The organism is Limosilactobacillus sp. DJ3M12 (assembly GCF_947381695.1).
GTDB lineage: Bacteria > Bacillota > Bacilli > Lactobacillales > Lactobacillaceae > Limosilactobacillus > Limosilactobacillus kinnaridis.
The window spans coordinates 1-14,245 of record NZ_CANCWY010000017.1 but is presented as its reverse complement, the minus strand read 5'-3'; the positions used below and the strand labels follow the sequence as shown (position 1 = coordinate 14,245).

Here is a 14,245-nt window from a genome sequence, read left to right as displayed (position 1 = left end):
TTTATTGCAATCTACCTTTTCGTATTGATAAGCTCCACCTTCTATCCTTTATAACAAAAATAATATTATCTTCATTTAAAGTCTATTCTTATTTTAAAGGCTTTACAGGTAAGCAAGTTAACCAATTTTTATATTTCTAAACAAAAAGAGACCGAGTTAAACTCGATCTCTTTTCTTAATTTATTAAGTGTTTAATTAGCAATCAGTAGCTGATTACTTAAGACCCTTCCAAGTCCAGTTAGTAACTTCTGGTAAGTCCTTACCTTCTGAACGAATGTAGTGGTTGTGCTTGTTAATCATGTTGTCCATCTTGGCAACAAATGCAGCACTCTTTTGTTCGTAACCAGGAACGCTTTGGATAGCATCCTTAGCTAAGTGGAACCGGTCAAGTTCGTTTAATACACGCATGTCGAATGGAGTGGTGATATCACCATTTTCTTCGTATGAGTGAATGTGAACGTTACGGTTTGCACGATCGAAGAACAATGCTTGGATCATGTCACGGAATCCGTGCCATGCAAAGATAACTGGCTTGTCAGTAGTGAAGTAACGGTTGAATTCTGCGTCAGACAAACCTTCTGGGTTCTTGTCTTGCTTCATCAACTTCATGATTTCAATGATGTTGATGTAACGAATCTTCAATTCAGGGAAGTTGTCATGAAGAATGTCAATAGCTGCAAGAGCTTCTTCAGTAGGTTCAGTACCAGCTGAAGCAAATACAACATCTGGTTCGCTACCTTGGTCAGTAGATGCCCAGTTGATGTAGCCAAGACCATTGTCAACTAATTCAGTAGCTTCATCAATGGAGAACCATTGTGCACGTGGGTGTTTTGAAGTTACAAAGAGGTTGATACATTCTTGGTTACGGAATGCCTTGTTTGATACAGCCATAAGTGAGTTAGTATCAGCAGGTAAGTATTCCTTAACAAGGTCTGGACGTTCCTTTTCAAATAAGTGAGTCAATAGACCTGGATCTTGGTGAGTGTAACCGTTGTGGTCTTGTTGGAATACAGTTGAAGTATCAACAAAGTTCAATGCTGGGTATTGACGACGCCAGTAAAGATCCTTAGCCTTACGTAACCACTTCATGTGTTGAGTAAGCATTGAATCAACAACACGACCGAATGCTTCATAAGTTGCGAAGAATCCGTGACGACCAGTTAATGTGTAACCTTCAAGGAATCCTTCAGCTTGGTGTTCTGATAATTGAGAATCAATCATCCGACCTTGTGGAGCAACGTTTTCATCGTTTGGTTCGTGAATGCCTTCCATCCATTGACGCTTTTGGTTGTCAAGGAATGCGTAAAGACGGTTTGACTTAGATTCGTCAGGACCAAATCCACGGAAGTTAGTTGGGTTCAATTCAGCCATCTTGCTGAGGTACTTACCCCATTCAAGCATATCTTGCTTTACAACAGAACCTGGAGTTTGAACGTCAACAGCAAAGTCACGGTAGTTTGGTAATACAAGTGGCTTAGGATCGATACCACCATTAGTGATAGGATTCATAGCCATACGACGGTTACCTTCTGGTGTGTTCTCTTCAACAAGAGCAACTGGGTGACCGTTTTCGTCAAACAATTCTTCTGGCTTGTATGACTTCATCCAGTCAATAAGCATGTCCTTGTGTTCCATGTCATCTTGTGATACCGGAATAGGAATTTGGTGAGCACGGAATGAGTTTTCGATTGGGTTACCATCAAGATCCTTAGTAGGACCAGTCCAACCCTTAGGTGCACGGAAGATGATTAATGGCCATTGTGGTAATGAATCATCGTTGTTTTCACGAGCGTTCTTTTGGATAGCCTTGATTTCTTCAACAGCCTTATCCATAGTCTTAGCCATTTGTTCGTGAACTTCCATGTGTGGCTTGTAACCATCGAATTCACCATCACGGTCAGCTTCTTTGTAAGCTGATACGAAGTATGGCTTCCAGCCCATACCTTCAAAGTACTTAGTAAGTTCTTCGTCACTCATCCGTGAAAGAATAGTAGGGTTAGAAATCTTGAATCCGTTAACTTGGATGATTGGTAATACCGCACCATCCTTGATTGGGTTGATGAACTTGTCTGAGAACCATGATGCCATTAATGGACCAGTTTCAGCTTCACCATCACCAATTTCAACAGCGGCAATAACATCAGGGTTATCTAAGATAGCACCTACACCGTGTGAAAGTGAGTAACCAAGTTCCCCACCTTCGTGGATTGAACCTGGAGTTTCAGGTGCGGCGTGAGATGCAGTACCGCCTGGGAATGAGAAGTGCTTGAATAACTTAGCCATTCCCTTAGTGTCTTGTGTGTATTCAGGATAAATTTCAGTGTATGAACCATCCAAGTATGAGTTGTTAACCATAACTTGGCCACCGTGACCTGAACCTTCAATGTAGAACATATCAAGGTCATACTTCTTAATTACACGGTTTAAGTGTGCGTAAATGAAGTTTTGAGGAACAATAGTACCCCAGTGACCAATTGGCTTAGGCTTAACGTCTTCAGCCTTTAATGGTTGGCGTAATAATGGATCACCCATTAAGAACAAAGTACCAACTGAAAGGTAGTTAGCTGCACGCCAGTAAGCATCAACACTTTCCAAATACTTCTTGGAATCGTAATCTACTGCCATTCTAATAAACACTCCTTCTATATAAATCAATACGTCCTGTGCTCTATAACAACATAACGTAAATCATTAAATTTACAATGTTAATGATAAACTGTTTTTTCAAAAAGTCAACCTTTTTACAAATTGATACGGTCCAATTATAAAAAATTAATCTTTTTAAGGTGTTCTTTAACATTTTTCTATTTATCTTAATCCGCAGAAATGCTAATTTACCTTTGTTTAACCCCGTTCAATACCAACAGTGTACAATTAAAATTTCTTTTGAAAAAAATAAATTTTACATCTATTTTAATACTTTAAATACTGCTATCATATTCACTAGTTTTCTTGGTCTAGGCTAACAAAAGTACTATATTTCATGTATTTATAGTGAATTCGCATATTAGAAACTTCAAACGGCGTCCCATCATCCAAAAAGAAAATCCCTTCAATTGTTCCAACCGGCTCTGTTTCATTCAACTTCAATAAGTCTTGATCTTCATTTGTTGACGGCGAAACACCAATCGTCATAAATGACTTTGTAACCCTTTTCCCCATCATATCTTCTAAATAATTAAAAATTGACCCATTAACAACTTCGGGAGAAAGAGTGGGCGTAATTCTAATTGGAATAAAACCCGTTTCAATCATAAACGGCTGATCATCAATTAACCGTAGCCGTTTAATCTGATAAACAAAGTCGTTATCATTAAGAAATAGTTCTTCTTGAACATCTTTACTTGCAGGAACAACTTGGTAATCAAGTAATTTTATTCCTTGCTTTTTACCATCTACTTGGAAACTGTCCGTTACACCCAAATTACTACCTTCATAATGGAACAATGACTGGTTTTTTAGGTATAACGGATTAATAAATGTACCGGATCCGCGTTTCTTAAAAATAATTCCTTGCTGAGCGAGCACTCCCAATGCCCGTTTTATGGAACTGCGGCTTACCTGATAGATTTCACTTAAGCTTCGTTCATCAGGTAAACGCATCCCTTGGTATTTATTGTCTAGTATTTTTTGTTTTATATCACGCATCACTGAGCGATATACTAAGTCTGCCATCTAATTAACTCCTCGGATTTAATTAATTCGCAATTTAAGCTACACTTTTAGTATAGCAGACCTATTTTAAATTGGGATCCTTTTGTAAAATATTGGTGCGTCCCAGATAAACTTAGGAGGAAATTTTTATGAGTAAAAAAAATAAAAAAAGCAAAATGAAAAAAACACAGGTAGAACAAATCCTCGATAAAAATAACATTGCTTACGAGCAAGCTGAATTTCCGACTCACCAAGATGGCGATGTACGTTCAATGAGTGTTGATCATACCGGGGTTGACGAACATATTATTTATAAGACCCTAGTATTAACCGGTAACGTAACCGGACCGCTAGTTGGCGTCATCCCAGTCGATACACACTTAGATGAGAAAAAGCTTGCTAAGGTTTCGGGCAATAAAAAGGTTAATATGGTGCCGCTAAAAAATCTTCTCAAAACTACCGGATATGTGCATGGTGCTAACACCCCTGTAGGAATTTACGAGAAGTTTGAATACCCTATTTTTATTGATAACGAGGCCAGAGAACAAGGCGATATTTTCGTTTCGTCAGGTAAAGTGGGCCGTTCTATTAAATTAAATGCCGAAGATCTTGCCACCCTAGTTCATGCTACTTTCGCTGATTTAGAACAAAAGTAGTTTCTTGACGATTGACCCGGTTAATGTTGAAGATTAAACTGATTATTGTAGTTTGTTTGATAGAAAGGTCCTGAAAAGATGAAAAAGAATTTATCTGCTTGTACCACTGTCCTTGTGGGTCGCAACGCAACGATTGATGGTTCAACAATGGCAGCACGGAATGATGATACATTTGGTCCACTTACGCCCCAACGCTTCGTTACTTATCCCGCATATCATAATCACCCTAACCAAGTAAAGGCATACTTAAATAAATGTGTAATTGATCGCCCTGCTGATGGTTATCGTTATCAAGGTACTCCTAATGTTGATTATCGAACTGAAGGGGTATTCGATGAGAGCGGCTTTAACGAAAAAAATGTTGGAATGAGTGCAACCGAAAGTGTTTATGCAAATGAACGCGTCCTTGCCTGCGATCCGCTTAATACCGAAACCGGAATCAATGAAGATCTTGTGGTCGCTGCTACCCTTCCCTTTATCGATAGCGCTCGTGACGGGGTTGCATACCTTGGTAAACTAGTCGCCAAATACGGTTCTGCTGAAGGAAACGGTATTATATTCAGCGACAAAAAAGATGTATGGTATATGGAAATCGTCACTGGTCACCACTGGGTTGCTCAACGGATCCCCGATGACTCTTATGCCGTAACTGGAAATCGAGTAGCAATCCAGCAAGTTGACTTTAATGACCCTGATAACTTTATGTGGTCTGACGGCATCCAAGAATTCGTTGAGAAAAACCACCTCAACCCTGATAAATATGGTTGGGACTTCCGCCATATCTTTGGGACTGCTGACGTATTCGACCAACATTACAACACACCACGTCAATGGTATGGTCATAAGGTATTAAACCCCAGCGTAGAATTCGATCCCTTGGATTTTGATATTCCATTTATCATGCAAACCAATCACCGTGTTACCCTTGAAGACGTGCAAAAAATCCTCAGCAGTCACTACCAAGGAACTCCTTACGATCCCCTCGGTCACGAAGGAACTGAACAGCAAAAACAGCTTTTCCGGCCAATTTCTCTAAATCGAACACAGAATTCCCATATTCTGCAGGTTCGGAATGATTTGCCAGAAGCTGCTTCAACTATTATGTGGATGAGCTTTGGCGTACCAACATTTACTCCTTATATTCCATTTTTCGGAAACGCCGAAGATATTGATGTCAGCTACCGTGAAACACCAGAAAAACTCAACATGGATCTTAAGAGTGCTTATTGGATGTACCGTACCCTTTCAATGCTTGTTGAATCACACCACGCTGAGTTCTCTAAGGAAGACTTAGATTACCTCAAAGATTCACGCGAATATTTGTACCGCTGGGTTAATGAAATTGCTCCACAAGTTAAGGGGATGGCACCTAGTGAAGTTAGCGACTTTTTGAGTTCCAAGACTCATGAGATGGTTGCTGAAATGGCTAAGCGAACTAAGAACCTAATGGCTGAATTAGTTATGCACGGGTTAGAGCTTTCTAAACTTACCTTCAAAATCGACAAGAACCTATAACTAAATTTTTATAATTTGATTGAACCGCAATGATCGTCTAATTCATTGCGGTTTTTAAAAATCACTATATGTTGTATATCACGCTGGATTAGATTACCATATATTGTGTTATCTAATTTAAAGGGAGCACTAATTACCATGCAAAAAATCACACTTAAAGAATCATTTATTGATCAAGCTACTAAAAAAATCACACCACATTGGGGTCCGCTCGGTTGGGTTACATATAAGCGGACATATGCTCGGTGGCAAGCAGATAAGGATCGAACTGAAGAATGGAAAGAAACCGTTAAACGCGTTATTGAAGGAAACATTAACCTTGATCCCCGTCTTAATGATAACCCATCCCAAGCTGTTATTGATGAGTTAACAACTGAAGCAGAACAGTTATTCAAATTAATCTACGGTCTCGGTGCAACACCATCTGGGCGAAATTTATGGATTTCAGGTACTGATTACCAGAAACGGACCGGTGACTCACTAAACAATTGCTGGTTCATTGCTATTCGTCCCCAGAAATATGGTGATAGTCACATTCAGCCAAGCTACTTAAATAATGAGCAAGTAGCAGTATCAATGCCTTTTGCTTTTCTCTTTGACGAATTAATGAAGGGTGGCGGTGTCGGCTTTTCTGTGACAGACGATAACATTAATCAAATTCCAAGCGTAGATCACAAAATTAACTTATCCATCGTAATTGATAAAAGCAGTGCTTCTTATGATGAATCAATTAGTGCCGGCGCTTTCGATCGAAATGATATCAAAAAGCCGCTCCAGGAAAATGAAATTTACTATCAGCTTCCCGATACCCGTGAAGGCTGGGTACTTGCTGTTGCTCAATTAATTGACCTTCACTTTAAAAACACCAACCAAAATAATGTAAATAAGCTTATTTTGGATATGACCAATATCCGTCCACGTGGTGCTAAAATCCACGGCTTTGGCGGTACTGCTTCTGGCCCTACACCCCTAATTGAAATGCTTCAAGATGTTAACAAGGTGCTTAACGCTAAAGTCGGTACGAACCTAAGCGCCGTTGACTGTACCGATATCTGTAATCTAATCGGCAAAGCTGTCGTCGCTGGTAACGTTCGTCGTTCAGCTGAACTAGCTCTTGGTTCAGGAAATAATCACCAATTTATTACAATGAAGCAAGACCAAGAAAAGCTCCAGCATCACCGGTGGGCATCAAATAACAGCATTAGTATTGATAAGGATTTTGACCACTTCCAAGAGGTCGCTGATTCCATTCAAGAAAATGGTGAACCAGGAATCGTCAATACTAGCCTATCGAAAAATTATGGCCGAATAGCTGATGGCTACCAGAAAAATATCGATGGCGACGTTGAAGGAACTAACCCGTGTGGCGAAATTTCTCTTGCTAACGGCGAACCTTGTAACCTGTTTGAAGTTTTCCCGCTTGTCGCTGAAAAACAAGGCTGGGACCTTAATGATGCTTTTCGGCTTGGCGTTCGTTTTGCAAAGCGGGTTACATTTAGTCACTATGATTGGGAAGTCTCCCGTAAAATGATCCAGAAAAACCGGCGCATTGGGATTTCAATGTCAGGAATACAAGATTGGATTTTAAACGACTTTGGTAACCGCGTAGTAACCGGCTTTGCAAAAAATAATGATGGAGTAATGGAACCTGTCTACGACCAACGAGTAATTGACAAGTTCAACACCCTGTATCAAGCGGTAATTAACGCCGATAAGGAATACTCTGCTGAATTGAATTGTAATCTGTCAATCAAACATACTACTGTTAAACCTTCTGGAACAGTAGCAAAATTAGCTGGTGTTTCTGAAGGAATGCACTTCCACTATGCTGGCTACCTTATTCAACGGATTCGTTTTCAGGATACTGATCCGCTGCTTGATGCATTAAAAGAATGCGGCTATCGGATGGAACCTGATATTTATACTGACCATACTATCTGTGTTGAATTCCCGGTTAAGGCAACTAATGCTGAAAACAAAAACTTTGCTTCTGCTGGAAATGTATCAATTGCAGAACAATTCGCTACTCAGGCGTTCTTACAGAAATACTGGTCTGATAATGCCGTTAGCTGTACCATTACCTTCCAAAATAAAGAAGCTGCCCAAATTCCGGTACTATTAAAGCAGTACCTTAACGGAATCAAATCTACTTCACTATTACCTTATTATGGCGGTTCGCTAAAACAAGCACCTAAAGAACCAATCACTAAAGAATTTTTCGTTAAACGACAAGCCGAAATTACTGGTAATGTAATTGATGTATTTAACGCGCAACAACAGGATAAAGCACTTGACCTTGTTGATCAGTCCGACTGTGCTGGCGGTGCATGTCCAATTCGTTAATAATTTTTCTCTAAAAAAAGCGACTAGAATCAGCCTCTCCGCCGATTCTGGTCGCTTTTTGCTAGTCTTAAGCTAATTTCCTGCAAATTGGCTATTATAAAGTGCCGCATAGAATCCCTTTTGATTCATCAATGATTCATGATTACCGGTTTCGATAATCTTCCCATGATTAACAACTACAATTTGATCAGCTTTGCGAATTGTTGATAAACGGTGTGCAACAACGAAACTAGTTCGTTCCTGCTGTAATGCATTCATTGCTTCTTGAATTAATACCTCTGTCCGTGTATCAACAGAACTCGTAGCTTCATCTAATATCAAGATTTCTGGATCAGCTAAAAATGCCCGAGCAATCGTTAGTAGTTGACGCTGCCCTTGCGAAATATTAGATGCCGATTCATCCAGCACTGTTTGATAACCATCAGGCAATTCACGAATAAACGCGTCAGCCCGTGCCATTTTTGCCGCATGATAAACTTCCTCATCTGATGCATTTTCGTTCCCATACTTAATATTTTCAAAAATTGTCCCCGTAAAGAGCCACGTATCCTGAAGAACAATTGCGATATGTTTCCGCAAATCATCGCGGGTCATAGAGCTAATATCTTGTCCATTGAGATAAATGTGCCCGCCTTGAGGGTCGTAAAAGCGCTCTAAAAGGTTAATGATAGTTGTCTTTCCGGCACCGGTTGGACCAACAATCGCAACCATCTTATCCCGTGGCGCCTTAAGGTTAAAGTCTTGAATAAGCGGTTCATCAGTATAGCTAAATTGAATATCTTTAAACTCAACCTTTGGCAAGTTTGTGCCTGCCAATACTGGCGTCTCTTTAATCTTATCGTCCATTTCCGGCTCATCAAGCACTTCAAAAATCCGTTCAGCAGAAGCAATTGTCTGCTGGATGGTATTACTAAGATTGGCAATTTGCGCAATTGGTTGTGAAAACTGGTTGGTATATTGCAGAAACGCTTGAACATTACCAAGTGTAATTTGGCCGTGGATAACCTGAATTGCACCAACAACTGCAACAACTAAATAGCCGACATTTCGAATAAAGATCATCATCGGCATCATTAGACTAGAAAAGAATTGCGCTTTCCACGCTGATTGATAATATTGATGGTTACGCCGATTAAATTCTTTTTCTTCGTCCTCTTCTTTATTAAACGTCCGAACAATTGTATGAGCAGCATAGGTTTCTTCGACCTGGTCATTGATTTTTCCTAAGGCTGCTTGCTGGCGGCCAAATAATCGTTGTGAAGTAGGCGCAACAAACGCAACAACTAAAATGCTCAGCGGAATCGTCACAAGCGCAATAATGGTTAACTTCCAACTAATGGTTAGCATTAAGATAAAGACGCCAATAACCGTTAATACACTGGTAATAATCTGAATTAGGCTTTGCTGGAGTGTTCCGGCAATATTATCCATATCGTTAACCATTCGACTCATAATATCCCCGTTATTGTGGGTATCATAGTATTTAATAGGTACCCGTCGCATCTTTTCTTCAAAGTCTTGTCGCAAATTATACACAACACGCTGTGATACCCGTGTCATGATTTGTAATTGCAAGAAACTGAACAAACCGGAAAAAAGGTATAGCAAGATAACAGTAATTCCAATCTGCCAAATGCGGTTGAAATTAATGGGAAGCGTGCTTAGGTGTTCTCCTGCTTTTATTTCCGCATATCCTTTTAACATTCCATCATAAATAATAGTAGTGGCTTCACCTAAAATTTTAGGTGCCAAGATTGAGAGGATAACTGAAACAATTGCCAGAAAGATCGATACAATAACACCCACACGCCAAGGCCGTAAGTAAGCAATCAAACGCTTAGTAGTTGGCCAAAAATGCTGCGCTTGTTCAGGTACACGTGGTCCTCTACGCACGATCGACATCCCCTTTCTCAACCTGTGACTGGATTATTTGCTGGTAAGTCTTATTATGGGCCTTTAATTCTTGGTGAGTCCCTTGACCAACTACCCGGCCTTCTTCAAGAACAATAATCTGGTCAGCATCGACAACCGTTGAAATCCGTTGGGCAACAATTACCGTAACCGCCTGCTGAATTTGCGGGTCTTTAGCCAAAGCAGCCCGCAATTTAGCATCAGTTTCAAAGTCCAGCGCGGAGAATGAATCATCAAAAATATAAATTGAAGCCGGTTTAATAATCGTCCGCGCAATCGCCAGTCGTTGACGCTGTCCGCCAGAGAAGTTGCTTCCATTTTGCTCTACGACAGCATCTAGTCCGCCCTCTTCAAGAACAAAATCTGCTGCTTGTGCAATTTCCAGTGCACGACATATCTGCTCGTCACTTGCATCTTCATAACCAAATTGAAGATTAGAACGAATTGTCCCGCTAAAGAGAACTGCTTGCTGTTGCGTAATTGAAATAACTTTATGAAGGTCATGCTGACTGAGCTTTTTAATTGGTACTCCGTTAACTTTAATTTCACCACTCTCGACATCAAAAAGACGCGGAATTAAGTTAACTAAAGCTGATTTACCAGAGCCGGTTCCACCGATGATTGCTAAAGTCTGTCCCGCAGTAATTTTAAAGTTCAAATCCTGTAATGCAAGTCTTTCCGCACCGTTAAAGCGGAAGTCAACGTCCTTAAATTCTAGGGATGCTGGTTGATCGATTGAAATCTTCTCCTGGTCTTTTTTAGCTGCATCATGGATACTAATTGGCTGGTCTAAAACAGCGTTAACCCGTGCAGCAGATGCCGAAGCCCGTGGAACAAAAACAAAAATCATTGAAAGCATCATAAAACTAATCATAATTTGAGTAGCATAGGTCATAAAAGCAATTAAATCACCGACCTGCATATTCATACTTGCCACAAGGTGACCACCAAGTAAGATGATAGCAACATTAGTCATCCCTAAAATCAGCGTTACAACCGGAAATAATGTCGAAACAATCGTAAAAGCCTTGATCCCGGTTTGCGTGTAATCTTCATTAGCAGTTTTAAAACGTTTTTGTTCGCGTTCATCTTGGCGGAAGGCCCGAATAACACGTACTCCTGTGAGCCCTTCACGGAAGATCAGATTAATGCGATCCGTCTTTTTCTGAATACTCTTAAATAATGGCACTGCAAAGTACATCACCATCATTACAATAATCGCTAAGATAGGCAAACTGATAAAGAACACTTTTGTCAGCCGCGGTTCGCGAATATAAGCCAAAACACACGCAGCAACCAGCATAACCGGCGCTTGAAGCATCATCCGTAGCATTTGAACCATTACGTTTTGAATCTGCACAATGTCATTAGTCGAACGCGTAATTAATGAAGAGTCCCCGAATTCATCCATCTCACGATTAGAAAAACGTAAAACTTTATGATAAATTTGGCCCCTTAATTTTTCACCAACCCTCATTGATTGGGTGGCCGCAAAGTAAACGTTAAGCCCCGCAGCGAGAAGACCGATTGCTGCGACAATCAGCATCTTAATTCCCTTACTCCAAATCACGCCCATATCTTTTTGGACAATTCCACGATTAACAAGATCTGCAGTAACCGTTGGCAAATATAAATCACAGGAAACTTGAATTAGTAAAAAGAGAACTGCTCCTAAGGTTGCCCATAAAGCTAAATTTTTTCGTGCTATCCGTATCAATTATTTTTCATCTCCTTTTGATGCTGATCAATATATGTATTAAATTGTTTTCGTAATATCGTTAAAGTCGCGACAAACTGATCTATCTCTACCGGTGTTAACGGAGCAGTCATAAATTCTTGAAAATCACGATGATACTTTTCGTTTTTTTGAAATTGCTCTTTTCCCTTATTGCTTAGGCGAACATAAATCAAACGTTTATCGTTATGGTCACGTTTACGGATAATTAATTGCTCATGTTCCATTTTTTCAAGAATCTGAGTTAACGATCCCGGCTTTATTTTGGCAAGATTAGCAAGTTGATTCTGATAAACATAATCATTATTTGCCAATAACCACAAAATTTTACCGCGGCCAATAAACGCGCTATGTGCCCGGTGGCTTTGAATAATCCGCTGATGAATCTCATTAGAAAAAGAGAATAATTCCTTTGTTAACTCTTCACTAGTAGCCATTAAATTCTTCCTTTCGTCAACTCGTTTGGTACCTAACTTTTTATATGTTACTCTTTTATAAGAATAATGCAAATTAAAATGTGAGCTCATATACTGCTATCTATAACATTACTCACTATTTGACAGCGTTTAACTAGTTATTTATTATAAGCTATAATATAGTTTGTTTAATTTGCATATGGGATTAAGTTCCTTATAAAGAAACGAGGTTTTTAAATTATGGCTAACGTTGATGTAAACCCAGAATTAGTTAAAAAGATTGTCAAACAAGTACTAAATCAATCTATGCAAAATTCTTCCAGCACTAATAAAAAAATTTTTGCGTTCAGTATCCGTAAAGACGAAGAACCTTATGTCAAAGAATGGGCCGAAAATCATCCAGAAGTTGAAGTCGAATATACCAGCGAACTATTAACTCCTGAAACTGCTAAAAAAGCAAAGGGTGCTGATGGTGTTGTCGTTTATCAGCAACTTGATTACACTGCTGATACTCTTCAAGCGCTTGCGGATCAAGGCATTACAAAGATGTCATTACGTAACGTTGGTGTCGACAATATTGATATGAATAAGGCAAAGGAACTGGGATTTGAAATTACCAACGTTCCTGTTTATTCCCCTAACGCAATCGCAGAACACGCTGCTATTCAAACTGCTCGTATTCTCCGTCAAACTAAAGTATTAGACGAAAAGATTGCTAATGGTGACTTACGCTGGGCACCGACAATCGGTCGTGAAGTTCGTGACCAAACTGTTGGTGTTATCGGTACCGGACACATTGGACAAGTCTACATGCAAATTATGGAAGGCTTTGGCGCTAAAGTAATCGCCTATGACCCATTTGAAAATCCAGAATTAAAGAAGCAAGGTTACTACGTGGACAGTCTTGATGACCTCTACGCTCAAGCTGATGTAATCTCACTTCACGTTCCAGCAACTAAAGAAAACTTCCACATGATTAATCGGGAATCAATTGCTAAAATGAAAGACAACGTTGTAATTGTTAACTGTTCCCGTGGTGCATTAGTCGATACCGATGCAGTCATTGAAGGCTTAGACAGCGGAAAGATTTTTGGCTTCGTAATGGATACTTATGAAGATGAAGTCGGTATCTTTAATGAGGATTGGCGTGGTAAAGAATTCCCTGACAAGCGCTTGAAGGACTTAATTGATCGCTCAAATGTATTAGTCACCCCTCACACCGCTTTCTACACCACTCACGCTGTCCGTAACATGGTTCTTAAAGCTTTCGATAATAATTTCAAACTAATTAATGGTGAAAAAGCTGACACACCAGTTAAGGTCGGCTAGTATAAATTCTCTAACTATAACTATTAAAAGCCAAAGTAACATTTATTTTGCTACTTTGGCTTTTTTAAGTCCTAATTTAATTAATTATTTTAAATACTTGTCTGCTTCACTATCGGTTAGATTATATCGTACCTTAATTTTTTGACGAATTTTTCTTTCATCTACATCTAACTCTCTAAGTGTTTTAACGAGGTTTTTGATTCCTTCAATATGTCCTTTTTTCGCCGACATTCATCCTGAATTTTTATTTTATATAGTTAAAGCAATGGGTCATAGCGAACATAATTGATATCTTGAGTATCATCAAGATATTCTTTAAATAACGGTAATTTAAATCGCACTTGACCATTACCAGCCGGTGTAATTAAATCTTGTTGAATCATACGGCGGCGATATTGATTAACATAATTTTGTTGCTGCTTAGCTGTTCGATCGTAATTCATTAGCAAATGGATTTCTTTGTAAATTATTCATAGCATTTCACTCTCTTTTTACATTCTTTTACATTTTGATTATATTTTACATTTTCTATCAAACTACTGATATATCTAGTGCCAGAATCGAGTAGGAGATAATTGATTAGTTCGATTATCGACCTCTCACACCACTGTACGTACGGTTCCGTATACGGCGGTTCGACAACTTAATCACATTGAATTGACTGGAGCGTCTTGGACATATTCATA

At 39.4% G+C, this 14,245-nt stretch carries 10 protein-coding genes; 4 read left to right on the top strand and 6 right to left on the bottom strand.

What is annotated here, in order from left to right; all coding sequences use genetic code 11:
• Positions 1 to 213: 213 nt before the first annotated feature.
• Both QOS06_RS08335 and QOS06_RS08330 read right to left on the bottom strand, forming a co-directional pair.
• On the bottom strand, positions 214 to 2,625 hold the full coding sequence (locus QOS06_RS08335) for a phosphoketolase family protein (RefSeq protein WP_085680761.1): 2,412 nt from the start codon (positions 2,623 to 2,625) through the stop codon (positions 214 to 216).
• Between the two features lie 318 nt (positions 2,626 to 2,943).
• Positions 2,944 to 3,675, bottom strand: coding sequence for a GntR family transcriptional regulator (locus QOS06_RS08330; protein ID WP_003669974.1), 732 nt, complete (start codon positions 3,673 to 3,675; stop codon positions 2,944 to 2,946).
• A 128-nt stretch (positions 3,676 to 3,803) separates the two neighbouring features.
• Here QOS06_RS08330 and ybaK point away from each other — a divergent pair, with 128 nt between their 5' ends.
• The 3 genes from ybaK to nrdJ all read left to right on the top strand — a co-directional run bounded on the left by ybaK (position 3,804) and on the right by nrdJ (position 8,168).
• Positions 3,804 to 4,310, top strand: a complete 507-nt coding sequence (ybaK, locus tag QOS06_RS08325) for a Cys-tRNA(Pro) deacylase (protein WP_013923874.1) — start codon at positions 3,804 to 3,806, stop codon at positions 4,308 to 4,310.
• Between the two features lie 78 nt (positions 4,311 to 4,388).
• The gene (locus QOS06_RS08320; protein ID WP_063164364.1) at positions 4,389 to 5,825 is read left to right on the top strand and encodes a C69 family dipeptidase; all 1,437 of its coding nucleotides are present in this window, start codon (positions 4,389 to 4,391) and stop codon (positions 5,823 to 5,825) included.
• 138 nt (positions 5,826 to 5,963) lie between these two features.
• Entirely contained in the window at positions 5,964 to 8,168 is a 2,205-nt protein-coding gene (gene nrdJ / locus QOS06_RS08315) for a ribonucleoside-triphosphate reductase, adenosylcobalamin-dependent (RefSeq protein WP_180874858.1), read from the top strand.
• A 72-nt stretch (positions 8,169 to 8,240) separates the two neighbouring features.
• Here nrdJ and QOS06_RS08310 read toward each other — a convergent pair whose 3' ends face one another.
• Genes QOS06_RS08310 through QOS06_RS08300 form a run of 3 tightly spaced genes read right to left on the bottom strand, consistent with a single transcriptional unit; the run spans position 8,241 to position 12,251 of the window.
• Positions 8,241 to 10,070, bottom strand: coding sequence for an ABC transporter ATP-binding protein (locus tag QOS06_RS08310; protein WP_003675109.1), 1,830 nt, complete (start codon positions 10,068 to 10,070; stop codon positions 8,241 to 8,243).
• Positions 10,054 to 11,796: an ABC transporter ATP-binding protein gene (locus QOS06_RS08305; RefSeq protein ID WP_078009657.1), complete on the bottom strand. Its 1,743-nt coding sequence runs from the start codon at positions 11,794 to 11,796 to the stop codon at positions 10,054 to 10,056. Before QOS06_RS08305 ends, QOS06_RS08310 begins: the two co-directional genes overlap by 17 nt.
• A complete protein-coding gene (locus QOS06_RS08300; RefSeq protein WP_003675113.1) occupies positions 11,793 to 12,251 on the bottom strand; it encodes a MarR family winged helix-turn-helix transcriptional regulator in 459 nt (152 codons plus the stop codon). The genes QOS06_RS08305 and QOS06_RS08300 overlap by 4 nt, the downstream gene beginning before the upstream one ends.
• Positions 12,252 to 12,536: 285 nt before the next feature.
• Here QOS06_RS08300 and QOS06_RS08295 point away from each other — a divergent pair, with 285 nt between their 5' ends.
• Positions 12,537 to 13,559, top strand: coding sequence for a D-2-hydroxyacid dehydrogenase (locus QOS06_RS08295; protein ID WP_035161748.1), 1,023 nt, complete (start codon positions 12,537 to 12,539; stop codon positions 13,557 to 13,559).
• A 257-nt stretch (positions 13,560 to 13,816) separates the two neighbouring features.
• Here QOS06_RS08295 and QOS06_RS08290 read toward each other — a convergent pair whose 3' ends face one another.
• Entirely contained in the window at positions 13,817 to 14,002 is a 186-nt protein-coding gene (locus QOS06_RS08290) for a DUF8462 domain-containing protein (protein WP_283595798.1), read from the bottom strand.
• Positions 14,003 to 14,245: the final 243 nt, after the last annotated feature.